The 26,543-nt window shown below is 40.8% G+C and carries 23 protein-coding genes and 1 pseudogene; 3 read left to right on the forward strand and 21 right to left on the reverse strand.

Annotated features, from left to right (window positions below; genetic code table 11):
• Positions 1–35: 35 nt before the first annotated feature.
• The 7 genes and pseudogenes from DSBG_RS17930 to DSBG_RS17960 form a co-directional block, all read right to left on the reverse strand.
• Complete coding sequence (locus tag DSBG_RS17930; protein WP_068965815.1) at positions 36–431, reverse strand: response regulator; 396 nt, start codon at positions 429–431, stop codon at positions 36–38.
• A 687-nt stretch (positions 432–1,118) separates the two neighbouring features.
• Positions 1,119–3,026 carry a PAS domain S-box protein gene (locus DSBG_RS17940; RefSeq protein ID WP_068965819.1) on the reverse strand — a complete coding sequence of 636 codons (1,908 nt, stop codon included), beginning with the start codon at positions 3,024–3,026 and terminating at the stop codon, positions 1,119–1,121.
• A gap of 72 nt (positions 3,027–3,098) precedes the next feature.
• The gene (locus DSBG_RS17945; protein WP_083236953.1) at positions 3,099–3,968 is read right to left on the reverse strand and encodes a CheR family methyltransferase; all 870 of its coding nucleotides are present in this window, start codon (positions 3,966–3,968) and stop codon (positions 3,099–3,101) included.
• 1 nt (position 3,969) lies between these two features.
• Entirely contained in the window at positions 3,970–6,714 is a 2,745-nt protein-coding gene (locus DSBG_RS17950) for a response regulator (protein ID WP_068965823.1), read from the reverse strand.
• Between the two features lie 164 nt (positions 6,715–6,878).
• Positions 6,879–7,139 (reverse strand): annotated as a pseudogene (locus DSBG_RS22620) (MFS transporter); the annotation flags it as partial.
• A gap of 144 nt (positions 7,140–7,283) precedes the next feature.
• A complete protein-coding gene (locus DSBG_RS17955) occupies positions 7,284–8,717 on the reverse strand; it encodes an MFS transporter (RefSeq protein ID WP_068965824.1) in 1,434 nt (477 codons plus the stop codon).
• Positions 8,714–9,169, reverse strand: a complete 456-nt coding sequence (locus DSBG_RS17960; protein ID WP_068965826.1) for a MarR family winged helix-turn-helix transcriptional regulator — start codon at positions 9,167–9,169, stop codon at positions 8,714–8,716. The genes DSBG_RS17955 and DSBG_RS17960 overlap by 4 nt, the downstream gene beginning before the upstream one ends.
• Positions 9,170–10,446: 1,277 nt before the next feature.
• Here DSBG_RS17960 and DSBG_RS17965 point away from each other — a divergent pair.
• Positions 10,447–12,255: a SulP family inorganic anion transporter gene (locus DSBG_RS17965; protein ID WP_068965828.1), complete on the forward strand. Its 1,809-nt coding sequence runs from the start codon at positions 10,447–10,449 to the stop codon at positions 12,253–12,255.
• A 102-nt stretch (positions 12,256–12,357) separates the two neighbouring features.
• Here DSBG_RS17965 and DSBG_RS23255 read toward each other — a convergent pair whose 3' ends face one another.
• A complete protein-coding gene (locus DSBG_RS23255) occupies positions 12,358–12,522 on the reverse strand; it encodes a hypothetical protein (protein ID WP_176716315.1) in 165 nt (54 codons plus the stop codon).
• A gap of 231 nt (positions 12,523–12,753) precedes the next feature.
• Between DSBG_RS23255 and DSBG_RS17970 the strand changes: the two genes are divergently transcribed.
• Positions 12,754–13,377: a hypothetical protein gene (locus DSBG_RS17970; RefSeq protein ID WP_242877731.1), complete on the forward strand. Its 624-nt coding sequence runs from the start codon at positions 12,754–12,756 to the stop codon at positions 13,375–13,377.
• Between the two features lie 85 nt (positions 13,378–13,462).
• On the opposite strand, the gene DSBG_RS17975 is transcribed toward DSBG_RS17970, so the two are convergent.
• From DSBG_RS17975 to DSBG_RS17985, 4 genes are all read right to left on the reverse strand, one after another.
• Positions 13,463–14,014, reverse strand: a complete 552-nt coding sequence (locus DSBG_RS17975; protein ID WP_068965832.1) for a chromate transporter — start codon at positions 14,012–14,014, stop codon at positions 13,463–13,465.
• The gene (locus tag DSBG_RS17980; protein WP_242877732.1) at positions 14,001–14,585 is read right to left on the reverse strand and encodes a chromate transporter; all 585 of its coding nucleotides are present in this window, start codon (positions 14,583–14,585) and stop codon (positions 14,001–14,003) included. The genes DSBG_RS17975 and DSBG_RS17980 overlap by 14 nt, the downstream gene beginning before the upstream one ends.
• A gap of 188 nt (positions 14,586–14,773) precedes the next feature.
• A complete protein-coding gene (locus tag DSBG_RS23260; protein WP_176716316.1) occupies positions 14,774–14,941 on the reverse strand; it encodes a hypothetical protein in 168 nt (55 codons plus the stop codon).
• Positions 14,942–15,157: 216 nt separating this feature from the next.
• The gene (locus DSBG_RS17985; protein WP_068965835.1) at positions 15,158–15,787 is read right to left on the reverse strand and encodes a DUF2284 domain-containing protein; all 630 of its coding nucleotides are present in this window, start codon (positions 15,785–15,787) and stop codon (positions 15,158–15,160) included.
• Between the two features lie 245 nt (positions 15,788–16,032).
• Between DSBG_RS17985 and DSBG_RS17990 the strand changes: the two genes are divergently transcribed.
• The gene (locus tag DSBG_RS17990) at positions 16,033–16,380 is read left to right on the forward strand and encodes a DsrE family protein (RefSeq protein ID WP_068965837.1); all 348 of its coding nucleotides are present in this window, start codon (positions 16,033–16,035) and stop codon (positions 16,378–16,380) included.
• A gap of 285 nt (positions 16,381–16,665) precedes the next feature.
• Here the strand turns inward: DSBG_RS17990 and DSBG_RS17995 are convergent, their stop codons facing one another.
• The 9 genes from DSBG_RS17995 to DSBG_RS18035 form a co-directional block, all read right to left on the reverse strand.
• On the reverse strand, positions 16,666–17,730 hold the full coding sequence (locus tag DSBG_RS17995; RefSeq protein ID WP_068965839.1) for an ABC transporter substrate-binding protein: 1,065 nt from the start codon (positions 17,728–17,730) through the stop codon (positions 16,666–16,668).
• 27 nt (positions 17,731–17,757) lie between these two features.
• The gene (locus tag DSBG_RS18000; RefSeq protein ID WP_068965841.1) at positions 17,758–18,525 is read right to left on the reverse strand and encodes an ABC transporter permease; all 768 of its coding nucleotides are present in this window, start codon (positions 18,523–18,525) and stop codon (positions 17,758–17,760) included.
• Positions 18,522–19,322 carry an ABC transporter permease gene (locus tag DSBG_RS18005; RefSeq protein ID WP_068965843.1) on the reverse strand — a complete coding sequence of 267 codons (801 nt, stop codon included), beginning with the start codon at positions 19,320–19,322 and terminating at the stop codon, positions 18,522–18,524. Before DSBG_RS18005 ends, DSBG_RS18000 begins: the two co-directional genes overlap by 4 nt.
• Positions 19,323–19,324: 2 nt before the next feature.
• Complete coding sequence (locus DSBG_RS18010; RefSeq protein WP_068965845.1) at positions 19,325–20,095, reverse strand: ABC transporter ATP-binding protein; 771 nt, start codon at positions 20,093–20,095, stop codon at positions 19,325–19,327.
• 181 nt (positions 20,096–20,276) lie between these two features.
• On the reverse strand, positions 20,277–21,788 hold the full coding sequence (gene preA, locus DSBG_RS18015) for an NAD-dependent dihydropyrimidine dehydrogenase subunit PreA (protein ID WP_083236954.1): 1,512 nt from the start codon (positions 21,786–21,788) through the stop codon (positions 20,277–20,279).
• Between the two features lie 22 nt (positions 21,789–21,810).
• The gene (gene hydA, locus DSBG_RS18020; protein WP_348980987.1) at positions 21,811–23,187 is read right to left on the reverse strand and encodes a dihydropyrimidinase; all 1,377 of its coding nucleotides are present in this window, start codon (positions 23,185–23,187) and stop codon (positions 21,811–21,813) included.
• 90 nt (positions 23,188–23,277) lie between these two features.
• Positions 23,278–24,585, reverse strand: coding sequence for a M20/M25/M40 family metallo-hydrolase (locus tag DSBG_RS18025; RefSeq protein ID WP_348980988.1), 1,308 nt, complete (start codon positions 24,583–24,585; stop codon positions 23,278–23,280).
• Between the two features lie 66 nt (positions 24,586–24,651).
• Positions 24,652–25,977: a M20/M25/M40 family metallo-hydrolase gene (locus DSBG_RS18030; RefSeq protein WP_083236955.1), complete on the reverse strand. Its 1,326-nt coding sequence runs from the start codon at positions 25,975–25,977 to the stop codon at positions 24,652–24,654.
• A gap of 27 nt (positions 25,978–26,004) precedes the next feature.
• Positions 26,005–26,543 (reverse strand): dehydroquinate synthase/iron-containing alcohol dehydrogenase family protein (locus DSBG_RS18035; RefSeq protein ID WP_141694362.1); only part of this gene is annotated, 539 nt, incomplete at its 5' end.

Genomic DNA, 26,543 nt, shown 5'->3' on the forward strand with positions numbered 1-26,543 from the left:
AAAAAGTGTACTTATTTCCAAGAGAGCGCCGTGAGCTATGAAATTATGTTTTGATGCTTCTCAATATTACTCATCAAGTCATTTATAAGAATACGTACTTCTACTAGGTCAAACGGTTTAATTATAAAGTGCTTAATCTTACCGTCTTGAACTGCTTCTTTTAAATCTTTAGCATCAAAATAAGCACTCATTATCACAACTATTGTTTCTGGAGCTAAATCTCTTAATTTAGCTAAAACCTGAACACCTCCTAATCCAGGCATCCTCATATCAAGTAGGACAAGTTTAGGCTTTTCCTCTATAACAAATTGTAAAGCTCTTAATCCTTCAGCTGCTTCTTTAACTAAGTACCCTTCTTGAGTTAAAAACTCATACATAAGTCGGCGTATACCATAATTATCATCAACCACTAAAATATGATTATTACTCACTAAACTCCGCCTCCTTATACACCCTATCATTCGATATTTAATCCATCATTATTAATAGGAGGTCCATCAACTCATTAACTATCAGTTCCATATTATCCATTTCTTTTAATATTATGAGTGAATGGTCAATTTTATTATTCATTCTATCCAGTTGTATAAATCCTTTTAGAACAGTCAATTGGTCAATCAAATTATTGCAAATACTTAATATCTGCTCTTTACTCATACTCATCCAACTTTCTATATAAGGGTCCTAAAATCCTGTTTAAAAATTAAAGTAATTATATAGAAATACTTACATTTTATTACCAGATTTAGCATCGTACAAATCTTACACTCTTGATTTGACAAATACAAGAGTGTAATTTGTCGCCAGATTATTTATATAGGCTATTATCACTAAATCATTATCCATATTCATCAATTATTCATTCCCGAAAGAATAGTACTTTAAATATTAAACGACAGTTAGGGAAATGTACGTCAACAATTCTAAAAGCAGTATTACCAGATAATGAGATGCCATACGAAAATGGTGAATAAAAAAAACCCTACTATGCGGGGTTTCCGCCGTCGGGGCTTCTTCATTCAGTGTCAATAGGGATCAAAGTTTAGGACTGGATATGATCGGTAATCAAGCTTAGGAAATTGGAAATAACATGATAAGCCTCTAGATTAGCTGTCCTCTTATTGCTTAAACTGCACGAAAAAGGTCGTACCTGACGATCCCGTAACAATACTGATTTCAGCATTGTGCCTAGCTGCAATGCTGTAACAAGTAGCCAATCCTAAACCCGTGCCGCTCTCTTTGGTAGTGAAAAAGGGTGTCCCAATCTTCTCTAGGTCGTCCGTTTTGATGCCACTCCCCTCGTCTGCTACCGTTAGAACAACATCTTCACCTTCCATAAACGTTCTTATCGTCATCTTTCCGCCACTCGACATTGCTTCCAGTCCGTTCCGGACAAGATTCAAGATAAGCTGACGGACTTCTTTCTCGTCAAGAGACAAAACTACCGTCTTCTTTAAATCAATAGTGATCTCTTTGTCGCTGAGCAATGCGTCCGCCTGAATTAACGGGAACATGTTCTCAATTAGCTTATTCAAACTCAAGGGCTGCAAATCTACCGCCTTGTTTTTAGCCAGACTCAGGAATTCCGTGATAATAGAATTTGCTCTATCAAGCTCTTCAATCATCAGTTGGAAATAGCTATTAAACTTCCCGAACTCTTCTTTATCCCCCAATAACTGAAGGAAACCTCGGACAGTTGTCATTGGATTCCTAACTTCGTGACCAATCCCCGCTGCCATTTGTCCAATAAGGTTCAACCGATCCAAGCGGGCCATTTCCTTTTCAAACATTTTTCGTTCGGAGATATCGCGGTAATAGACAGACAAACCTTCGTTGGACGGATAAACATACACTTCATACGGCAAATCTGTATGGAGACCCGTGATCTCAAAATGTACGGCTTCTTTAGTACTCATAGCTTTTTGATAAAGAGCGTAATATTCGGGGAGCAATTCCGGATAAAGCTCCCAAATATTTTGGCCGATCAACTCTTCTCGGCTCTTAAGCCAGAACTTCTCTGCCTCTTCATTAACGAAGATAAACTGCCACTGGTGATTCAGAGAGAAGAAAGCATCCGTAATGCTTTCAAGAATATTAGTGAGCTTAAGGCTGGTTTCACTAAGCTTTTCATTCGCTTGAAAGAGTTCACGGGTTCGCTCCTGAACGAGCTTTTCAAGAGTTTGGTAGCGATCTTTTCGCTCTTTCTCCAGCTGTATTCGCTCGGTAATATCCCGTACAGACCAGACGAAAATCTGCTGTTCCTCAATGTTGGCCACACCGATCTGAACCTCCACGAGAAACACTGCCCCACTTTTACGCACGGCGGCGGTGTCTAGGATCTTGCTAGTTTTACTCCAAATCGAAGAATCCTTGAGAACAGAAAGAATTTCTCCTAAAAAAAGCTTGGAGACATGCTGTCCCTGCAATTCCTCAGGTCCATAGCCGAACATTTCCGTCACCGCTGGATTGACGTTTAAAATGCATCCTTCTCCGTCTAGCGTAATTACACTATCTGTCGAAGTTTCCCCGATCACACGAGCTAATGCTTCAGCCTTACGCAGATCTGAAGTGGTGCGCTCTAAACTTTCATTCATTGTTTCAAGTTCAATAGCCCGTCGCGTAAGCAATTCATTTTGGCGCCTAATATATATTTCATTAAGATGAATTTTAACAAATGCTTCTATTTTCATTTTTAAAGCTTCTGGGTGGAATGGTTTAGATAAATAATCAATTGCGCCCAGAGAATACCCTTGCAACTTGTTTTCCATGGTCTGGTAAATCGCTGTAATAAAAATAATAGGTGTATCCTGGCTTCTTTTCCTCGCCCTGATGAGCTTGGCAGTTTCAAAGCCGTCCATTCCTGGCATCTGTACGTCCAGTAGAATCACGGCAAAATCATCTTTCAGCAAGCACTTTAAGGCCTCTTCCCCAGAGCTGGCAAAAACTAGTTGATAGTCTGGCGATTTCAGTACTGCTTCTAACGCAAGCAAATTTTCTCGGCGGTCGTCAACAATTAAGATCTTCATTTTCTTTCTCTTTCTTGGCACTCGTCCCTTTATTTTTTCACTTTAAGGACCCTACAACCTTACTTAAATTAGCTACTTCATCTTCTGATAGATTTTCTGTGCCGAATCAAAGGCTTCATAGTAATGAGAGTAATTGTTAAAGGCAATATCTTCTTTACCACCCAACCCCAGGATGCCTGACGTGCACAAACTCTCATAAAACAACCCATGAACACGGTTTTGCAGGACCCTATCAAAATAAATCATCACATTCCTACAGATAATCACGTGGAATTCATTAAACGAATGATCTGTGGCCAAATTGTGCTGGGCGAACACTACATTTTGCATTAAAGACGGCTGAAAAACGGCTTTATCCTTAATAACCTCAAAGAAATCTGCAAAGTTCTTTGTTCCCCCTGATAGTAGGTAGTTGTCCTGGTATACCTCCATTTTATCTAATGGATAAACACCATCCTTTGCCTTTTTTAATAAATTTTCGTTCATATCTGTGGCGTATATCTTGGTTTTGTGATATAGACCTGCCTCGCATAGAATGATTGCCATGGAGTAAACTTCTTCCCCCGTGGAACAGCCTGCATGCCAGATTCGGATAAAAGGCAGTTCTTGGAGAAGCGGGACCACTTTTGTCCTGAAGGATTCAAAAAAAGGGGGGTCCCTAAACATCTCTGATATATGAATCGAGAAATCCGAAAGCAGCCTTTCCATCACACAAGGGTCATGCAGAACCTTTTCCTGCAAGCTTGACACGTTTTTCAACCTTTCGGCCCGGATGCGATACCAGATTCTGCGCCTAATGGATGAAGACACGTAATTTCTAAAATCAAACCCATAGTAACAATAAATCCCCTCTAGAAGCAGACTTATTTCGATCTTTTCTAATTCATCACAGCTTTCCGCTTCTGTGATTGTCCTGTTTTCCTCTAAACTCATCAAAACCATCCTATCTATAAAGCCAGATCTTGATTAGAGAAAATAGCTGATCTAGGTTTACCGGCTTGCTAATATAATCCGATGCACCCGCTTGGATGCATTTTTCCCTGTCATTTTTCATCGCCTTCGCTGTCAAGGCGATTATTGGCAGGTTGGCATACTCAGGAATTTGGCGAATTCTTTGTAATGCTTCGTATCCATCCATCTCAGGCATCATAATATCCATGAGCAGCAAGTCAATCCCAGGGTTTTTTTGTAAAATTTCTATTCCCTCCCTGCCGTTTTCGGCAAACAGAGTCTGCATATTACGATTTTCAAGGGCTGTGGTCAGGGCAAACACGTTCCGCATGTCATCATCCACAACTAGTATTTTCTTGCCTTCTAAGCGCGTGTTCCCGTTCTCTACTCTTAGAGTTTCATCAGCCACCTGTACGACGGTTGAAATGGCTCCGTTAGATTCAGCCACGGGGGAAGTCCACTCCTCCAAAGCTACTGCTGCTTCGCTGCAGGTTATCTCGGAAAAATCGTTTTCAGCGTACTGGCCGGGCAAATATAGGGTAAACTTACTCCCCCTACCTTCGATGCTGTCAATTTCAATAAACCCTCCCAGCAACCTAGCAATTTTCTGACTGATGGTTAGTCCTAAACCTGTGCCCCCGTATTTCCTTGCAGTTGTCCCATTCGCCTGCTGGAAGGCCTCAAAGATCATTTTCTGCTTATCTTTGGGAATTCCAATGCCCGTGTCTGTCACCGAAAAAGCCAAGACACACTCCACATTCATGAATAGGTCATTTTTTGTAACGATGTGATCTTCCGTCCTCCAGACTCGCAGAGTGACACTTCCATGATCCGTAAATTTAAAAGCATTAGATAATAAATTTTTTAAAATTTGCTGTAACCGATATTCGTCTATACAAATGGTCTGAGGCAGACCTTCATCCATTTGAACTATAAAATCCAGTTTCTTTTGGCTTGCCGCGGGAAGAAAGAATCGTTCGACATAGTTCTTGATTGCGGCCAATTCTATAACTGTCGGGTTTATAGATAACTTGCCGGCTTCTACCTTGGAAAGGTCCAAGATGTCATTAATCAGAGTCAACAGTTCATTTCCTGAAGAATAAATAGTTTTTACATACTCCACTTGACTGACCGTTAGGTTATCTTCCTGGTTCTCGGCTAGCGTTTGAGAAAGAATCAGCAAGCTGTTTAGCGGCGTTCTCAACTCGTGCGACATATTGGATAGAAACTCTGTTTTATATTCAGAGCTTTCTTCAAGAGCAGCTTTCATGTTTTCCAGTTCCGTTGCCCTCTTTTCAGAGTATTTATACTGCTCCTCCAGTTTCTCATTAAAGGTTTTAAGCTCCTCCTGCTGGAGTTGAAGTTCCTCAGATTGAGACTGAAGTTCTTCAGTCAAGACCTGTGATTCTTTCAGCAGTGTTCCAATCTTCATGTGAGCTTCTACCCGATTTATGGTAACCCCTATGTCGTTGGAAATCTGTTGCAGAAGCTCCTGCTGGAGAGGGCTAAACGTTCGAAGGGATGCAAGTTCCATGATAGCCACTACCTGTTCCTCAAACGCCACAGGAAGTATGACAATGCTTTTTGGTGATGTCTCGCCTAAACCAGAGGAAACCTTAATATAATCTCCAGGAACCCGGTCCAGCATTATCATCCTGTTTTCCAAAGCGCTCTGCCCCACCAGCCCTTCCCCTGGAAGGAAAGCCCCCTCTGCGCTTTCCTGCGAACTACCCGCATAAGAGGCAAACTTTTTAAAACACTGCTTGTCCCCGTTTCCCTCTCTAATATAAAAAACCGCATAACTTGCTTCGACCATGGGGGGGATTTTAGTGATCAAAAGGTGAGTCAGAGTTTTTAATTCCTGAACTCCCTGACATAAAGCGGTAACGTCGGAACTCCTAGATTTCAACCAGTTTTGTCCCTCTATTTCTTCAATGAATTCTTTCTCTTGAGCGGCATGCACCTCTAAGGACAGTACCATCTCATTAAAGGATGTGGCAATTTCCGCAACCTCATCATGTGAATAGATATCGATGCGCGGCAAATTAATATGCTCCTTAATCAGCGAAACACGATTCATAACATCAGTGACTTTGCGGATATCTCTCGTAACTCTCTGTGTGATCCAGACAGTTATCCCCGCACCAACAAACAAGGTTAATACTAGAGAAATGAATAAGAACTTGAGTGCTTGGTTATAGGCAGAGACGGCTGATTTCTGTACTTCGTCCATGGCCTGACCATCAATGTCCTTTAACTGCTTTATTAACTTTAATATCTGGGCGCGGGTTTCAGCTCCCTCAACTATCGTTTGAATAGCCTCTGTCTTCTTGCCTGCAGAAGCTAAGGTAATGCATTTTTCTTGCATATCGGTATAATCATCGTTTATAGTTTTCAGCTGCCGAAGCACATTTCTGGTGTTTTCTAATTCTGCGATCTTCTCACGTGAATCAAGTGCCGACTCTAGCTCACTCCTGGATGTACGAATTGAATTAATAGTCTGGAAAAAATCATGCTTTTCTAAGTCCAGTGAAACAAGGTCCCTATAAAACCTGCTGATATTGTTGATTTCATCTTGCACGATGTTAGTTAATTTGATTTTTTGATTACGCACCTGTTGGGTCTCTTCAGCGTGCCTGTTTGAGACATCTAAATTATGAATCGATACTCCAAAAAGTACAGTCATTATAGCCAAAATAGTTGCATATCCGAGAAAGAGTTTCGTCTTGAGCCTCATACTACGCTTCCTTTAAATTAAATTTAAATCTAGTCGAAAGAGCTCACAGTGGACCTCGATAAAGATAGCTCTGTCACAATGTAATGATTCAACATTGAAAGTCCAATCCCCTTTGATAAATATGTTGATTAATGTCATAATTCAGAAAACATTGCAACGCCTTAGGCATCGGGCATTCCATATCCCAAATAGGCAATGAAAATGAACATTATCACCATGAACGAAATATAACTTATTGGCAATGCCCATACGGCCAACAGCCCGATTATAAACATTAGGAGCGATAAAAGTGATAAAATATACGTATTTCGTTCTCCGATCTTTTTGGCAATCGGATTTGTACCCGCAACCTCAAAGAAACATACAACGTTAAGCCCAGTCATGAAAATTGTAATAAAGGCCAGGTTATTAACAACATATTTGAATTAATAGATCTTCCAAGTTCACCTAACATCAAGGCAGATTTACTATGATCTGTTTCACACCCGCACTATACGCATATATTAGGCCTTATAAAAATAACAAACGCACGATCTCGTAATCTCGTACGTTTGTTATTAAAAGTTGGTTTAAGATGTTGCTTTAACTAAATCTGTTTTCTCGCTACCACGCATATAGGAAATTACGGCTCCCATAAGACTCATGATAAACGAAATCATAAAAGCAGTTCTTAACCCTGCCACAAACTGAGCTACTGCAATTCCTTGAGATCCTACCTGAGTACCTGAGAAAAGACCTTGTAAAGCTTCCGGTGTTATGCTTGAAGAAATGATCGCCATTGATAGCGCCATACTTATGACACTTCCTGCGTTATTCATCATTGTTCTAACACCGCCTGCTATCCCTCGTCTTTGGGGCGAGACGGCTCCCATGATGGCACTTGTGTTCGGAGAGAAGAACATCCCTGAACCTAGTCCAGAAATAAACATCCAGATTGCCAATTCGGTTATTGATGTGGTCGCTTTAATTTCCATCATTCCGATAAGTCCCAAAGCTGATATCAAGAGTCCAACCGAACTTAACATCCTTGAGCCATAACGGTCGGACAATCTTCCGCTGATCGGGGCCATTATCATCATTGATAAGGCGAAAGGAGTCAAAAGTATGCCAGCCACAACAGGATCAAGACCTTTTATGCCCTGGAAATAGAAAACAAGTAAAAAAGTTACGGCCCCACGGGCTATCCCGTTGAGCAGATTACTAGTGTAAGCAAAAGCAAGTATTCTGTTTTTAAAAAGATTTAAGTCAAGCATTGGGTGCTCTATGCTGCTTTCAATCTTGATAAATGTAATCAAAAAAACAATTGCCAAGGCACACACAAGAGTGGATAGATTTAACCATCCCTTAAACCCTCCTAATGTTAGAGCTACCAATAAGGTAAACATACCAATTGTAAACGATAAGGTTCCTAGCCAATCGAATTTCTGTTTTTGAGGGAGTATCTCCAATTCTTTGAGCCGCCTCCATGCCCATATTGTTCCAAATATCCCAATAGGGAGATTAATGTAGAATATCCATCTCCAGCCAATTAAAACAAAGGCTCCTCCAAGAATTGGACCGATGACGGAACCAACACTGATAATCATTCCGTTGATTCCTAAGGCTTTGCCAAGTTCTCCTTTGGGAAAGGCGTCGGCAACAATAGGAGTACTAATTGCTAAGAGCAATGCCCCTCCTATTGACTGAACAAATCTAAACAAGATAAGCTGCCAGGCCGTTCCAGAAAATCCACATAAAACAGAGCCTATTGTAAATATTATAAACCCACTTACAAAAAGTTTCTTTCGCCCAATCATATCTGCAATCCTACCAATTGAGGGAACTAAAATTGTTATAGCTAACATGTAGATCATTACTGTCCAGATGATAGCATTCATACTTGCATGTAATTCCCTCATAATGTCCGGAAGAGCAATAATTAATGTGCTGCTGCTCAATACCGATAACAGAGCTCCTAAAGAAGTACACGAAAGGGCCACCCATTTGTAGTCAATATTTTTCATTTTCCGTTCTCCTCATCTTCTATTTTAAAATGACACGTGTTTTCTGCCATCCTCTGTAGAATTTGTTCAACCCTAGAACTCTCTTCTTCGGAGAGACCAGAAGTTATAAGGTTTTCCCAATCTTTAGCAGCAGCTTGGATCGCAGGAATGACCTCTAACGCTTTTGGAGTCAAGGAAATCTTATAAGCTCGTTTATCCCTCAAGTCAGGGTTTCTTACGAGATAGCCCTCCTCTTCTAGTTTTTTTATTGCCTTTGCAGTGGTTCCTTTGTCGATCTTTAAATGATTCGATAATTCCTCTTGACTAATTCCACCTTTTCGAAATAATGTCATCAAAAAAACATACTGTCCACTTCCTATATTTAAATATTCTAGCCTCTTGGCAATATAGGATTGTCCGTAACGATAAAGTATAGAAATACAACGCACAATTGAACCCTCATTACTTTTCAAAACCTACTTCATCCTCTCAAGTAAAATAAGCAAAAGCATAAAAAAACAGAATTGCAAATTCAGCCTTAATTTATTTGTGTATGCAACTTGTTTATTATAATTTGTTTTAGTTGCATTGGCAACTATTTTTAACTGCTGTATTTATCTCCGTAATATTACTTTTTCTAAGCAAAAAAAAGTTTTTAAATACTTTTGTTTGTAACTTTTCCTCTTCTCTCTCAAGAGAGAATTCCTATTATATGAACATATTTCACAAGTTAATCTCCCGGAAAAATAATCCATTTACAAATAGTTAAAGCCCTTTATGTTGATAACATAAAATATTACAATAATAGGTACTTTTGGTTTTAACAGAAATTTGTTAGTTATTGAAATGTCCAGATAATTACTAATTAATAATTTCAACTTCAAATATATAGACCTAACTTGGGATACTTATCTGAAAAGTATATTACGTAACAGAACATTTTCTAACCTTTAAGTCAATCATATTAATAGAGTTGGATCTGTGGAGTATATTTAAGCTGGAAGCGCAAGTCTCAATGGCACCATGAGCAATGTTGTCCGTTTGGTTATAGATATAATAGGAACTTCTCAATAAGGATACATTTACACTTCTCTTTGTAAGACATAATTAAGTGTAAGTGAGCATTCTTCTTTGTTCCTGCTCCTTCCTTGAGATTATGAAAAGTAACACAGTAATAAAGAAATACAAAATCCGCATTATTACGACATATGAACTCAAAACTTGTAGAATTATCCATAACATAAACTGAGTATGAGTATATCGATATGCTATAGACACAGTATTCGCACAATGCTAACCTTTACTTGTGATCATCAATATATACGAGAAGAAAGGAAGTGAACAAGAATGGTAATGGGTTTGATCTCTATTATCGTAATGGTTGCTGTTTTTGGAATTGTTTTTGTTGATTACATGCAGCAAAAACAACATAGAGGAGGACGAGGCCATGTTTAAACTTTTAGTACCTCAGAGCTATCAATAAAAAAAGCAGCCTCTAAAGGCCGCTAAGAAGGTATATCAAAGGTATTATATCACAAATTCGTAATAACGTGGTCCTATAACTTTACCCGCCAGAGCACTATACAAAGAAAAAGGCTGGGCGATGATTACAGGATCATCATCTACTTTGAAGGCCTATGCCCTCACTTCACGTAGAAGCATTTTAACCGACCGACTATGTATTTCGGAAAAAAGCCTCGAAGTAAGCTAATCGTCACCGGAGGTTGATCTCTTGGTTGTTGCGATTTAGATGAAAGGTGGGATTGGTGTGTCTAGCTTCGCAATCAGTAAATATATACCGATACTCGAAACTATTAGAAGCTACAAAAAGGGAAACATTAGAAAAGATATTATTGCTGCCTTGACGGTGACCGTCGTAGGCATACCGCAGTATATGGCTTATGCATTGATCGCGGGCGTTAGCCCGGTTTATGGTCTATATACAGGGATAGTAGCCGCCATTATCGGCTCAGCTTTTGGTTGCTCGAATCAACTGATTACCGGGCCAACCAATGCCATATGTTTACTCACAGCCAGTGCCATGATTCGATATATGGGACTTCCTAATGCCTATCAAATGCTCTTTCTAATGACGTTCCTCGTGGGGGTCTTACAAATAATTTATGGAGTCATTAAACTGGGTAAGGTGATAGATTTCGTGTCCCATACTGTATTGGTAGGTTTTACCGCTGGAGCGGGTGTGTTAATCGCTCTTGGACAAGTAAATACATTACTCGGTATGTCTATCAAAGGTTCATCCGGCATGTCAACCATGGAAAAAATGTATTACATTATAACCCATATAAGCCAAACCAACTACTATTCCCTTGGCCTAGGACTAATGACGATGGTGATAATTGTACTTTGCAAAAAGATCAGTAAAAATCTGCCCGGTGCCTTAATTGGTATCACCGTTCCAATCTTCTTTATCATAATGTTTGCTTTAGATAAGAAGGGTGTCAAACTCACGGGCAATATTCCTTCCGCCTTGCCCCCTTTTCAGATGGTCCAATTCAGTCTTACTTCTTTGAGAGATATGCTCAGCGGAGCCTTTGCAATTTCCATCATCGGACTGGTAGAAGCCATATCGATTTCCAAAGCCATTTCTACTAATACACGCCAAAAAATCGATTCTAATCAGGAGTTTATCGGACAGGGTGTTGCAAATGTAGTGGCTTCTTTCTTTCAGTGTTTTCCTTCATCCGGTTCCTTCTCGCGTTCTGCTATCAACTACATCAACGGAGCAACCAGCAGATTCTCCGGAATCCTGTCAGGTGTGTTTGTTGCCCTCGTCCTTCTCTTCTTTGCCCCCTATGCAAAATACATTCCCAGTCCATGCCTTGCTGGAGTCCTCATCGTTACAGGCTACGGCTTGATCGACAAAAAGGAAATCAAGAAGGTAGTCAAAGCGGGCGTATTATCATCGGACTCCATTGCTATGTGGGTAACAGGTGTTTTAGTCATTGTCCTCCTTAATCTTGATTATGCGATATATGCAGGAATTGCTCTTTCCATTGTCTTATACCTGAAAGATACCAACAAAGCACCGATCAAACTTCTAATCCCATCACAAGGAAAAGATTCTCAAATTATTGAACAAGAAATTGACTCGCTCAAGGAACAGGTGGATGTCTTAATCATCCAATTAGAGGGAAATCTTTACTTTGGCGCGGCAACAGACCTAGGCGACAGACTGGACAATTTAGTCAATAAATCCAAAGTGTTCATTTTAAGAATGAAGTATGTTACGACAATTGATTTAACATCAATCAGTACTTTGAAAGTTTTTATTCGTAATGTTAGGGAAGCTGGTGGAATTCTGATCATCAGCGGTGTAAAATCAGACCTTGACGTAATGCTTAAGAAGTCGAATATTGATTCTGATATCGGCATCGACAATATCTTCATGTCAGAGAATGAGGTTTTCGCTTCTTCCACTAACGCTTTAGAGAGAGCAAGAGCTGCTCTAAAATGTGGAGTTGGCGATACTGCAAAAAAATCTGCGGCGTGTACGATAATCGATTCTGTCTCGACAGCTACAAACACTGGTTCTTTCTAGAATGATATTATTCTTCTGTCCATCCTGCGACCAATAAGCGGTAAACACAGCCAAGTATCACACCTAAAGGTGTGATACTTGGCTGTGTTTAAACGTATTAGATTACCCCATAGAACTGATAAAGCCTGCTCCACCTGCTTTCTTGTTCATATGACCAAAAGCGATTCCTGATTTTTGGGATAATTGACCTATACCAATATCTAGGATAGCACTGGCGATACCTACTGAGGTTAGTACAGCGGTAGTTGAAATGACACTGATTAACACTATCTCCTTAGACCACAAACATACCAATACTCTTTTCTTTTGGATCGTGTACCATATTTATTTAGCGACATACTTATCTTAGGTATATATCGTGATAGATATAAGGTGTAATTCTATAGATCAAGAAGTTCTTTAGATATTTAATGGCGTGTAAACATATTTATTTTGGCAAATATTGATATACTAGAAAGCTTAAAAAAGGAGCAATCTAATGAACATAAGGGGGTGAATATGAATATGTTGAGATCATTTATAAAATTATTCGACAAAGTACAGAAAATTGGAACGATGAAAGATTCAATTACTACAGGGCTTCTTGGAGGTTTGATAGGCACTATTCTTATGGATTTATCTAATATGGTGCTTTATAAGATTAAGAAATCCGAAGTAACCTATGGACATATTGCTGGCCAATTTTTTGTTTCTCCTTTTAGAACTAAGCAAAGAAAAAACTTAATTTTGGGTGAACTATTGCATTTAGCCGTTGGTTCAGTTTCCGGAATTCCATTACTCTATATGCTTAAGAAAACCGGCAAAGACCACTACCTAAGTAAAGGACTTGTAACATCTATGCTAACTTGGGGAATCTTATATTCTGGTGGGCAAAAAGTTGGTTTATTTAAAAGGCTGCGTTTGACCAAGACTCATTATTCTTCAGTCTGTAACAATACTATTTACGGTTTGTCAGCGGCGAAAGCTCTGGTTATGTTGGCAGACCCCACTATATTTGCATCATCTAATAAAATTAATAATGGTGTCTCTATGCAAGCAAAAAACGATGCCACTTCTTCAGATATTGTCGGCGTATGTAATCAGTTCGATCAATCACTGTCCAGTTATGTGGGCTATCATTAGACATCCTAGTATTATTTTTAATGGGAATTATAGCATCTTAGCAAAGCATAAAGCGAACCTAGCTTTATGCTTTGCTAAGATCATATTAAAATAATATTATTCCGACCACCGCAGTAGCAGCTATGAAGGTGAAAGTACCTACTTTGACTTTTTTCTGGTTTAATACATAATATCCAACACCGATTAAAATAATTGCTTTTAACATCATCAAAGATATCAAGGTATTGCCCGATTGATATAAAGGCTTAATACCAATAATATAGGCAGCACTGATGAGTAGACCCAGCACGGCTGGTCTAACTCCTAGCAAAAGAGCATTTACATACTTGTTCGTTTTAAACTGAGCATAGAACTTGGTAATGATAACTGAAGCAATAAAAGAAGGAATACAAAGGGCTATGGTCGCAATCAATGCACCAAGTATGCCTGCTACTTTAAAGCCGATATAGGATGATGAATCTACGGCAAAAGGCCCGGGTACTACCTGTGCAATAGCGATAACTTTGATATAGTCAGCCAATGACACCCAGTTATGGGATACCATTTCCGTCTCGAAAAATGGGATCATTGCATAACCGCCACCAAAACTAACAGCTCCAATTTTCAGAAATACTATAAATAACTCAATTAACTCCATTTTTCTTGCCCTCAACCCTCATAAAATATAGATTTTTGCCAAAGCCAAATCCAGCCATAAGTAAAAGAATAACTACTACGTTAACTTTGGTAAAAAGTAACAGCACAGTTGCCAAGAGGGCCAACACTATGTCAGAGTTGTGTTTGACTGCTGTTTTCCAGGTTTTCTTAACAGAATTTAGAATCAAAGCAGTGACTCCCAACAGTATTCCTGTAAAGGCTTTATGGACTATTACATTGTCTGTGAATCCCCATATAACAAATGTCAGCAGCAGTATTAAAAAAAAGGTCGGTAGGATTGAAGAGAGGGTCGCGGTCATTGCGCCTAGAATGCCTTTTTTTCGATAGCCAATCATGGTCGCCGAATTGACAAAAATAATCCCTGGCAAAGTTTGAGAAATAGCCATGATATCTGTCAATTCATCATTGCCAACCCATTGTTTCAGTTCGACCACCTCTTTTTGCAAGATGGCTATGACGGCATAACCTCCACCAAATGCTAAACATCCAATCTTAAAAAACGTGATAAACATTTCTAGCAATATTTTCATAGTTCCCTCTACCCTTCTCATATTCAGTCGACAATTTAGAATTACACTTATTATCTCTTCTTTAGAAAACTCATACATCCTTTTATGTCTTAATTATAAAACTTTTACTAAGAAATGCAAGAGAATAATGGTATACGGTATACCATTATTCTCTTGCATTTCTTAGCTAATTTCCCTTGTTTTTACTAACAAATTTCTTCAATGGCTATCTAGTTCCCCTTAATCCCCCAAATGTTTCTTCTCGGATATCCTCCATCATACTTTAGTTTACCTAAGCCCTTGAATTTTGTTTCTCTTTTCTTTTGCCAGTAAGTACAACTTCCATCTGTATGTAAGGTACACTTATGGGTTGGTTTATCAACATCAAGCCAAATCATAATAAATTCCTCCTTGTACCTAAGAACCCACACTTCCTATACTGTTCTACAAAAAAGGTAATTAGAATCCCCCACCCACCTCTCGATTACTCCCACGAACAACCCTTGAGGAAACGCGAAGAACATTCAATTATTACGTTAGAATTCGTCGTTAAGAGGACTTTACCCTATCAGCGAAAAATCGAATCTCAATTTACTACAATTGGCTAAACATTATTAGCCTATTAGAACCAAACCATAAATTGCTGCTGCTATTGGTGCCTTATCGATATTAGCTTCATTTGAATCTCGGGGGTTTATAAACCAGCCTGTCGTCTTAGTTAGTTCATGCACATTGACTCCATAAGCTTCAATTGAAGGGCGAGCGTATTGTGGATTCCGACACGGTCCATTGTTGGTCAACATTCGGCAGCTTAATTGTTTGTTGCAGAAAATCTCTTTACAGGAACCTGCGGCAAAAGCTTTTGAATTAGAATAACCCCGCTCAACAGCCGATCTTTCAATATCAGCAACGATTTCATGCAACAATCTCATTATGACAAGACGTTCATCACTCATCAGCCATCCCGTTGGAACATCAATTTTAATGGCTAGTGTATATGTACAACTTTCCATCATTTTTCTAAACCCAGATGGCCCAGAAACATAAGGTGGACAATTTGCTGATAATCCGTAAAATGCACATCTAGGTTCTCGACACATATTAGCCAGATCTTCTTCAACTAAGATGTCACTTGTGGGAATTACCACTACATCAATTATTCCTGCACCTATTTGCAACGCTATCTGAACTAACTCATCTAGACTTAATTTAGTTTTATCAACTTGCGACGCATGGTCATCCATCAGCTTATCTCCTTATCTCCTCTTTACTTATATTAACAGTTCAATAAATAAAGTGTATTAAAAAAAATTCCCTAACCTCTATAAAACCCCAAAAACAATAATCTTCCCTCTTGTTCAAATCATGAGTGGGATTATTGTTTTGTGAAATGTTAAATACTTAGCAAAAACCAAAAAAAATATATGCTATTATTCAATTATCAATTGCGTAAAGTTTATTCAAGAAAAAATTTAGGAGGTATGGTACTATGAGTCAACCAAATAAAGTAGTAGTAGTTTGGGCTAACGGAGATAGAGAGGTTGCTATAAGTATGGCTTTTATGTATACACTTAATTCCAAACTACAGGAATGGTGGGATGAAGTATGTCTCGTAGTTTGGGGGCCTTCAGCTAAACTTTTAGCGGAAGATATAACGTTACATGAACATATCGAAGAAATGAAAAATGCTGGTGTAGAGCTATTGGCCTGTAAAGCATGTACGGATAGTTACGGTGTCTCTGGAGCGTTAGAAAATATGGGGATAACTGTAAAATATATGGGTGTAGGTCTTACCGAATTTTTGAAAGATGAAGCTACAAGAGTCATAACTGTATAATCAATCTGAGTCGGGCATCTTGGGCGCTCTTTCGCATTCCTTTCTTAACTTAGAGTAAAAAGACTCCCTATGATAAATCAAAGTTCCGGATTTATCATAGGGGGGTCTTTTTTGTACTATCAGAAAGTATAAACTTCGTTATATACTGCAAGTAGGGCTAATCCGTGCGAAGACAGTGTCTTCGTCTAAGCATAAGGGCAACTATGGCAGCCGCCTTCGCTAAGACTTGGCGCCAGCCAAGTTTTCTTTACTTACCACCGTAAGCGGGAATTACATTTTTTAAAGTTATTTAGAAGTCGCTTCTTTCCAGTACTTACTTGTAACTGTATCTTCCGAGATCACGGCCGGCTTGGTAAGCAAACCATATTTATGAGCAAGATCCGCAGTCTGCTTAATGGCATCCATATCTATATACCCAATATTGGCAGGATCAAAGTCTTTAGGAACAACAAGCTTGGCAACTTCTTTAGCCATATAAACCTGATGACTCAGGGAGACACTTTGGTCAACATCAAAGACGATTTTTCCGGCTGCTTCCGGATCAGCACAAGCTTCGGCCCAACCTTTGATGGAAGCTTTTAGGAACCGAACGTATAGGTCTTGATTTTTGGCAATCCAATCAGAATTTACGAACAAGCAGTCCTCCAACATTGCAACACCAGCATCATTCATATTGATAACGTGGAGGTCGCTATCTTTAAGTCCCGATTCAAGCAAAAGCCCATATTCATTGTAAGTCATAGCTGAGGCTGCATCGATTTCATTATTTAAAAGCTGATTCATAGTATAATCTTGTTGCACTAGCTTTAAATCAGTATCCTTTTTGAGTCCATTGGCTTCTAGAAGAGCGTAAATTTCATATTCATTACCACCAAACCAGGAACCGACTTTCTTCCCTTTGAGATCCGCTGCACTATTAATTCCTGCAGAGGTCTTCGATACTAGCAACATAGCGCTTTTTTGGAAGATCTGGCCAACTTGGACTAATCCCCACCCTTGAGACTGATACTTCATTAAGCTGGAAACCCAAGTCACACCGATATTTGCTACACCGTTATAGACCTGTTGTTCCGGAATAATATCGCTCCCACCAGGAAGAATCTCCAGGTCAATTCCCTCATCTTTATAATACCCTTTGGCTTTAGCCACATAATAACCCATAAATTGAGATTGTGGCAACCATTTTAGTTGAAGTGTCACCTTGTCAAGTTTACCTGAAGCATTTTTTTCTGCGCCCGAGGTTCCGGCCCCTGGCGTTGAAGCTGCTGAATTTCCTGAGCTACAACCTGTGGCTACCAGTAAAATCAACATGATTACGGCCAATACACTCGTCAATTTGCTTTTCTTCATAATTTCCCCTCCTAAATGTTTTGTTTTTTATTTTTGTGAAGCGTGCCACTTTAGGGCATCGCGTTCTACCAATAAAATAAGGCAGTAGAGAATTACACCAGCGAGAGAAGCTACTACAATATAGGACCAACCCATTGCCATCTCAGCTTTGCGAAGATTATCTTTAATTCCAAATCCTAAACCGGAAGTGGATGCCGCAAAATATTCACTAATAATGGCCGCAATAATCGATGAAGCAATATTAATTTTTGAAGCTGTAAAGATATGAGGTAAAGAATTGGGCAAACGCAATTTTCTAAAGATAGTCCACTTATTTGCTGCTACTGAGTACATTAAATCAATGGAATATGGGTTTAAATCATTTAAGCCACTGTAGGCATTAATAGCCATCGCCGCCATGCAAACGACGGTAACCACAGCAATCTTTTGGGCCATACCCGTTGAAAACCATAAGTTCATGATTGGTGAAAGGGCTACGATCGGTACGGCATTAAGCGCAGTAACCACAATCATGCCGCCATATCCCCACTTGGGAAAAAATGTTGCCATGGCCGCAATCATAAACCCCATAAACGAACCGATGATCATTCCAATCAAGGCCCCGGAAATCGTAACTCCACAATCCTTCAATGCCTTGGGCAAATTAGCCGCTAAAGTTGACGCTATTTCCGTTGGAACCGGCAATTGAAAAGACTTTAAGTCTAGAATCTTATGAAAGACTCCAAATTGCCAAGCCAGAATTAGAGCGATGCCAAATGCCAAGGGCCACAATAGATTTTTCACCTTGTTTTTCATGCCCGTACACCTTCCTTCCTAGGTGTAGTGTTTTGCCATGGTAGACATAACCGCTCAGCAAAGACGACAATGTAAAAGCTGATAATTCCCATAAAAGCACTGGTGAGAACAGAGGCCCAAAAGATATTTGATGAGTTGGAATACAGTGCATAGAGGATCTTAACCCCAATACCACTTTTAGAACCTAACATATCGACTAAAATGGAGGCCGTAACCGCCATGGGGGCAGCAATTTTGAGTCCGGTGAATAAATAAGAGATAGCAAACGGAAACATCAGTTTTTGATATACCTTGAACTTATTGGCGGCTATAGAAAATAGTAAATCTTTCTTGTCCTGTTCCACACTCTTCAAACCGCTCAGCATGTTGACAGAAACTGGGAAGAACGTAATATAGGCAGCAATTACGACTCGTGATACATTCATATCTCTCACGATATTGAAAATAATAGGCGCAAGTCCTAAGACGGGTATCATTTGAGAAACAATCAAATATGGAAAGGCAATTCTTTCCATGGTTTTAGACAAACTCATGAAGACTGCAAGCAGGATTCCCACACTGGTGCCCAGAGCAAAACCAAGCGCTGCTCTGGAAAAAGTCACTGCACCTGCTTCCAATAACATTTTCCAATTTTCCAAGAACGTCATGGCAACTGCATGAGGATAGGGAAGCTTAGTGGCAGCCATCGGATCATGCACCACATATTTCAGAAGAAACGATGCTAATTCCCAAACCACAATAATCCCAATCACCCAAACAATAGCCACAACTCTCCGTTCCTTTTTGCCAATAGCCACACTCACACCCCCTCAAAGCTCCTTCTTATCTTGGTTACATACTCGTAGAACTCTGAAGTTTCCCGAATTGAGTTTTCACGCGGTCGAGGTAAATCAATATCGACAATGGCGGAAATTCTACCCGGATGCGGTGATAAGACCACAACCCGATCCGATAAGAAAACAGATTCAGGAATATTATGCGTTACAAAGATGACTGTTTTCTTGGTCTTACTCCAGATACTCAGTAAATCTTCATTTAGTTTCTCGCGAGTAAACTCATCCAGCGCCGAAAACGGTTCATCCATCAACAAGAATTCTGGATTTAAGGCTAAAGCCCTTGCAATACCAACTCTCTGCTGCATACCCCCACTTAGCTCAAAAGGATATTTATAGCCAAAATCCTGTAATCCTACCAGTTCTAACATCCGAGTAATCCGTGTTGTTCTCTCTTTCTTCGGAATCCCCATGATCTCCATAGGCATACAGATATTCCTTCGAACCGTTCTCCAATCATAAAGAACCGGACTTTGGAACACAATCCCATATTTTTGCTGCATTCTTATGTCTCTTGGCGATTGACCACGTATGGATACACTGCCCAAGGTAGGTTGAAGTAGATCGGCAATAATCCGAAGCAAGGTAGTTTTCCCGCAACCAGAAGGCCCCAGTAAGGAGATAAATTCTCCTTCCTGAATGTCAAAATTCACATCAGTCAAAGCGAGGATATCCTCACCATTATTAACAGGATAGACCATACTTACATTTTTTATCTGAATTTCAGCTGCATTCATCAATCTGACCTCCTTTAAAGGCTTGTGCCAATTCATTTGGCATAGTAAAAGCCCTAGTTGCTTTTATCATGTTTACAAGTTAGTTTTAATAAATGAAAAAAGGGGTCAAAATTTTATCCCTAAAAGGTCGATAAAATCTTATCCCCTGCGCCGTTGCAGTTATTATCATTGTTTCTTTTACTTAAACCTCTACACGTTTACCGGGAGAAATTGCTCGAACGGGGCATACAACCGTACAAAGCTGACAACCAACACACATTTTAGGGTTTAATACTGGCCTACCAGTTGCTCTATCCATTGCCAAGGCTTGATGACCACCGTCCAAACACGACAGATAGCATCGACCACAGCCGAGACAAAGACTACGATCGAACTTCGGATAAGAGATGGAATGACGGTTTAACTCATCGGCTGGTACCAAGTTCGGCAAAGCCATACCCACCATTTCCTGTACCGACGAAAACCCCTTTTCTCCCAAATAGGAGGAAAGACCAGCATATAAATCATCGATAATTCTGTACCCATACTGCATCACCGAAGTTGTTACCTGAAGATTAGCGCATCCCATGGCGATAAATTCAGCAGCATCACGCCAGGTCTCGATTCCCCCCATGCCGCTAATGGGCGTGTCTTTCAAATCTGGATGCTTCTTCAAGTCATGGATGAAGCGCAAAGCAATGGGTTTTACAGTTTTACCGGAATATCCACCCACACAAGATTTGCCATCAACCCGAGGTTCGGAACTAAAATCATCTAAATGGATATTCATGATGCTCTTAATGGTATTAATGGCTGCGATTCCAGTAGCACCGTTCTTCATTGCCGCCAAGGCAGGTATCTCCATATTTCCTAGATTGGGTGTCATCTTCGCCAAAACAGGCAAGTGAGTTCCCTTTCTTGTGGCGTCTGTATAGAGAGCAACTAAGTCTGGATTTTGTCCAACATCGGAACCTAATCCTTCTCCGGTCATATGCGGACAGGAAAAATTACATTCAATTATGTCAACACCCACTTCTGTCACTTGGCGGGCCAAAAACGTCCACTCTGCTTCGTTCTGGCCTAAAATAGAGGCAATGAGGATTTTTTGGGGGAAGTCCTGCTTAAGGCGTCGTAAATAATCTAAATTCTCTTCTAAGGTGTGGTCCGATATTTGCTCGATATTTTTGAAACCAATAAACGAGTTTCCTTCTTTACGAATGGTTGAGAACCTTGGAGATACTTCTTGAGGAACAAAGGTTCCAATGGTTTTAAACGCCGCACCTGCCCATCCCATAGCGAAAGCCCTGGCCACCATATCATAATTACTCGCAACAACAGAAGAGGACAAAAAGAATGGATTCTCACAAGGTAAACCACAAAATTCAATCCTTAAATCAATCTTAGAGGACTTACAATTCCCTTTTTGCTTATGCCGATTTCCCACAAAGTCCATAAGCTGTGGAATTCTCACCGGACGATCAATCTGACCTTTTAAACACGCTTCGCTGCAACTCTTTTCCTTACACCCCTTACATACTTCACCGTCTCCGCCAGTCTCTGCCGCGCCGCTGATATTTTCAAAACGCAGCGAGCGAATTACCTTGGCTGGATCCAATCCATGAGGACATCTTGTTGTACAGGGGGCGGTATCACAAAGCATACAGCCATCTGATTCGTTTTTGGCTGAAAATTCATTGAGTGCTTTTACCTGCAAACGATATCCTCCTCACTTTCTTCTACTTACTTCCAACCCGTTTTACGAACTTACCCCAGCCCGGTTCACCCACAAAGTCTCCGTCTTGATAGACCAGTTTACCTCGTGAAAAGGTCATCACTGGATAACCATGCAACTGTTTACCTTCCCAGATAGTATGATCATAATCCGAATGCATAGTAGCCACCGTAACCGTAAAATCTTTTTCCGGGTCGTAAATGACAATATCAGCATCTTTACCGACGGTCAGGGAGCCCTTTTGTTCACAACCAAAGATTTTAGCTGGATTGGCTGAACATAACTCCACTACTTTGTTAAAGGAGAGCTTACCAGCATTCGCTGCCGCCAACATATAAGGATACATATTTTCTATCCCCGCGCAGCCATTGGGAATCTTGGTGAAATCATCCTTCCCCCAGTCTTTTTCATAACTCTGGAACGGACAATGATCTGTGGCAATGGTATCAATTCCGCCTGTCTTGATCGCTTTCCACAAAGCATCCTGACTTTCCTGACCTTTCATAGGCGGGGAGCAGACAAAATTCCGACCATCTTCACGTTTGTAGACTTCGCTAGTAAATTCCAGATATTGCGGGCAAGTTTCTACATAGACTTCGTGACCTTCCTTTTTGGCCTCAATCGCTGCTTCCAATCCTTCTTTATCCGCCATATGCACAACGTAAAGCGGTGCCTCAAGATTTTTGGCCCAGTGGATCGCTCTCTTATCCCCTTCTGCCTCCACGTATTCCGGGCGGCTCAGATAATGGTACCAAGGGGAGGTTTTTCCCTCTTTCTTGAATTGCTCAATGTTTATATCGATCAAATCCGGGTTTTCAGCATGAACGTTAACAAGGGCACCAATTTCTTTAGCTCGCAAAAGCAATCGGGCAAAGGTAGCATCATCAACCATCATACCTTCCTTCTTGTAAACAAAAAAACATTTGAAACTGGTGATGCCTTCCTCCACGGCTTTTTCCATTTCAGCCAGTATTTCGCCGTTATTCAAATCCGTAATGCAGCAATGGAAGGCATAATCGACGCAGGCCTCAGATTTACAGATGTTTTTTTTCTCATTAATCAAACTAAGAATAGACATCCCTTTTCTCTGAACAGGATAGTCGAAAACGGTGGTTACTCCACCGCAGGCAGCAGCTCTTGTTCCTGACAGATAGCTATCTGCCGATACCGTCCCACCAAAGGGCATGGCCAAATGGGTATGCACATCAAGAGCACCCGGCAAAACCAATTTAGCTTTCGCATCAACCACGGTCGCGCCATCTTCTGGGAAGCCTTTGCCAATGGCTGCTATTTTACCGTCTATTACGGCGATATCTGCCTGATAAGTTTCTGTAGGAGAAATAATTGTCCCATTTTTAATAATCAAATCCATGTTCTCCATGTTCTTATAACCTCCTAACAAGATTATCGGATCATCATCTGCGCCCCATCGCCGCTCGCCTGTGGCCACTCTTCTACTACCCTACACCTGCTACCATTCAACCTTAGCAAACGCTTCCTTCCCCTGCACTGCTGCATTGATATAAATCGCAGCATTACCGACTAAGGCTGTTTTCATAAAGTCAGTTCGGCATTTATCATAAGGAGTATGCGCATATTGCTCTTGCATGGGAGAATATCCAATGGTAGGTTTTCTGTCGATGCCACAGGTTTTACTGGCGTCGGTCCCAAAATCCCAGTATCCATAGTTTACTGTCTGTCCTGCCGATTCCAGCGCTGCCGTAGCCGCTCGCACGAACCCATGGTCTTTACTAATCTTCCAGGGATTCATGTCTTTGGCTGCTTCATAGGATAAGCCTGTATAAGATGTTTCGACCGCACTTTTAACAACAACGTCTGCTTTGAATTCAGGATCTTTAGTGGCCAAATCATCGATAATCTCCTGAATCTGAGCCATAGCTGAGGCTGCCGTTTCTCCAGGCAGGGTACGACGGTCAAGAGAAAGCATGCATCTGTCGGGAACAATAGACAGTGCCCCCGGAGAACATTCAATAATGTTCAAGGATACTGAAGCCTGTCCTAAATCCGAATCTGTCGGGAGCGACGGATATAACTTGTCTTTGATTCCGGTAATTAAGGGTATCGCTTTATAGATTGCATTGATTCCCAACCAGGGCGCACTTCCATGAGAGGTTCTGCCATACACTGTAATCAGCATCTCAACACGGCCTCTGTGACCGCAATAAACCTTTAAGGATGTTGCTTCTGAAGACACCATGGCATCATAGCTCAATCCTTTTTCAGGTAACGTCTTATCCACCAAATGAAGCATACCCACCATCTCCGCAGGTTCTTCTTGCACAACACCGGTAAACATAAAGGTTCCTTTAATTGGATAACCTTTCTCCCGGAGTTTGACCAGAAGTCCTCCAGTATAAATCTGAACGGCTTCACCACATTTAACATCCGACGCCCCACGGCCATGAATACACTCTGCTTCATCCGGTTGTTTATTTTGATTATCTACTTGACAAACATCGATTTGACCGCCGTATGGATCATAACCTTGCCAATTGGTAATGTCCCCAGGACTTACGTGGTCCATATGAGAGTTATACATAATTATAGGTCCCGGCTCTGTTCCTTTGACAAGTCCAACAACATTGCCGTGGGTATCGCGGAATACTTCATCGTAACCCAGCTTCTCCATTTCAGCTAAATCCAGATTGGCTAACTTTCCTTCGGTGCCACTGATGCTAGGGGTTTGCACCAGCTTCTGTCCAAAGGCCACCATATTAGGATAAAGTTCATCTGTAATTTCCTTTATAGCTGAAATCATTGATTCATCCAAAACACTCATTAGACTTTCGCTGCCTTTCCCAAAATTATTAATATTGCGATCCTTTTATTCACTCTCTGATAAAACAAAGTCGTTCTTATCCAGTTCCGTCAACTCCCTGAAAATTGCTACATTCCCCGCTAATGCCTTGATCATGTAGTCTATCCTGACTTTGTCAATGGGCCTGTGACAATAAAATTCCTGCATGGGGGAATAGCCGACGGCTGGTTTTTTCTCCCTGCCACAGATCACTGAAAGGTCTGTACCAAAATCCCAATACCCATATTTTACAGCTTGTCCTATAGCCGATAAACCCGCTGCAGCTGCTTGGGTAAAAGGATGCTCCGGACTGATCTTCCAAGCTTCCTTAACATTAGGGACGGCGACAGTCAAGCCGGTGTAGGTGGTCCTAGGTACGGTTGCAATCTCCACTGTGGCCTTAAAATCAGGATCTGCTCCGGCCAATTCATCAATGATGTTCTGAATTTCTGCCACACAGCCCGTGTAGGTTTCGCCGGGAACGAATCTTCGATCATACGTAATCTGACACCGATCCGGAACGATGCACATCGCGCCTGGGGTACAGTTGATAATCGTCAGTGCAATACTGGAGTTACCAAGTTGTTCATCCGTTCCACGATTAGCAGCCACAACCTCTTCAACTTTATCAATAAATTTTGTCGCTTTATTAACGGCATTGATTCCCAACCAGGGTGCACTTCCATGAGAGGTTACACCGGATAAGGTAACTTTTAACTCGACTCTGCCCCGGTGTCCTAAATATAGTTTCAAAGAGGTTGCCTCACAGGATACAACACCATCATAAGTAAGGCCTTCCTCCGGAAAGGTGTCTTCAAGTAGCTTGATCATCCCGAGCTGTTCGGCTGGCTCTTCCAGGACCACGCCTGTAAAGATGTAGCGTCCTTTAATCGGATAACCCATTTTCCTAAGTTCAAGAATGATTTTTCCTGAGTAGATCTGACATGCCCCGCCTGCTTTCACATCTGCAGCGGCTCGACCATGAATAACTTCAACGAACTCATAACCATCTCTATCTTGATTTTCCATTTCATTCACATCAATGACAGCCCCGTAAGGGTCATAGCCCCCCCATTCGCTGTAATCACCAGTATCGACATGATCCAAGTGGGCATTGTACATAATGGCTGGTCCCGGTAATGTCCCTTCGATGATACCAACAACATTTCCCCAGCGATCACGCAAATAACGATCATAACCTAGTTTTTCCATTTCCGCCAAATAAAGATCCGCGACCCCTTTTTCATCCCCAGAAAGAGCCGGTATACGGATGAGTCTCTGACAAAAATCCACAACAGCGGGTTTCAATTCTTCCGCTAATTTATTGATTGTCATTTGAATAGTTTCCATCATGCTGCTTCCTCCTGGTTTGGAATTAAGTTATTTTACAAATGACAGTGCATACATGGTTCTTAAATCTTCTTCTGTCGGTTTGACCACTGAATTGGTAATGTTTTTGGTTTGGATGGCCATCTTACTGTATCGCTTGATTTCTTCGGAACTAATTTCTTCTTTATCACCTAAAAGTTTGTTCATAAGTTCTCCGAACTGCTCCGCTTCGGAAAAATTCATCGCTACCAAGATTTTCTCAGCCAAATCCGGCTGAACTTTTTCCACAAGCTTTAAGTATTCTCCCAAAAGAAGCCCGTTGGCTCGGCCATGGTCAATATTCTTGAAGTACGTTAGGGAATATCCCATCGCGTGCACAACCGTGGTACCAGTTTGGGCAATAACCATTCCTGCCATCAAAGAGGCCTGTAATAATTGCTCCCTTTGCTTTAAATTCAAAACAACTTCAGATCCTACTAGTAAAGCTTGCAACATGTCGGGCACACAGTTCATGATCATCCGGATGCTGGCGACTGCTAAAGCATCGGAAACATTGGAAGCCCTTACGGATAACATTCCTTCAACGGCAT

The sequence above is a fragment of the Desulfosporosinus cupriresistens genome (assembly GCF_001707885.1).
Classification (GTDB): domain Bacteria; phylum Bacillota; class Desulfitobacteriia; order Desulfitobacteriales; family Desulfitobacteriaceae; genus Desulfosporosinus.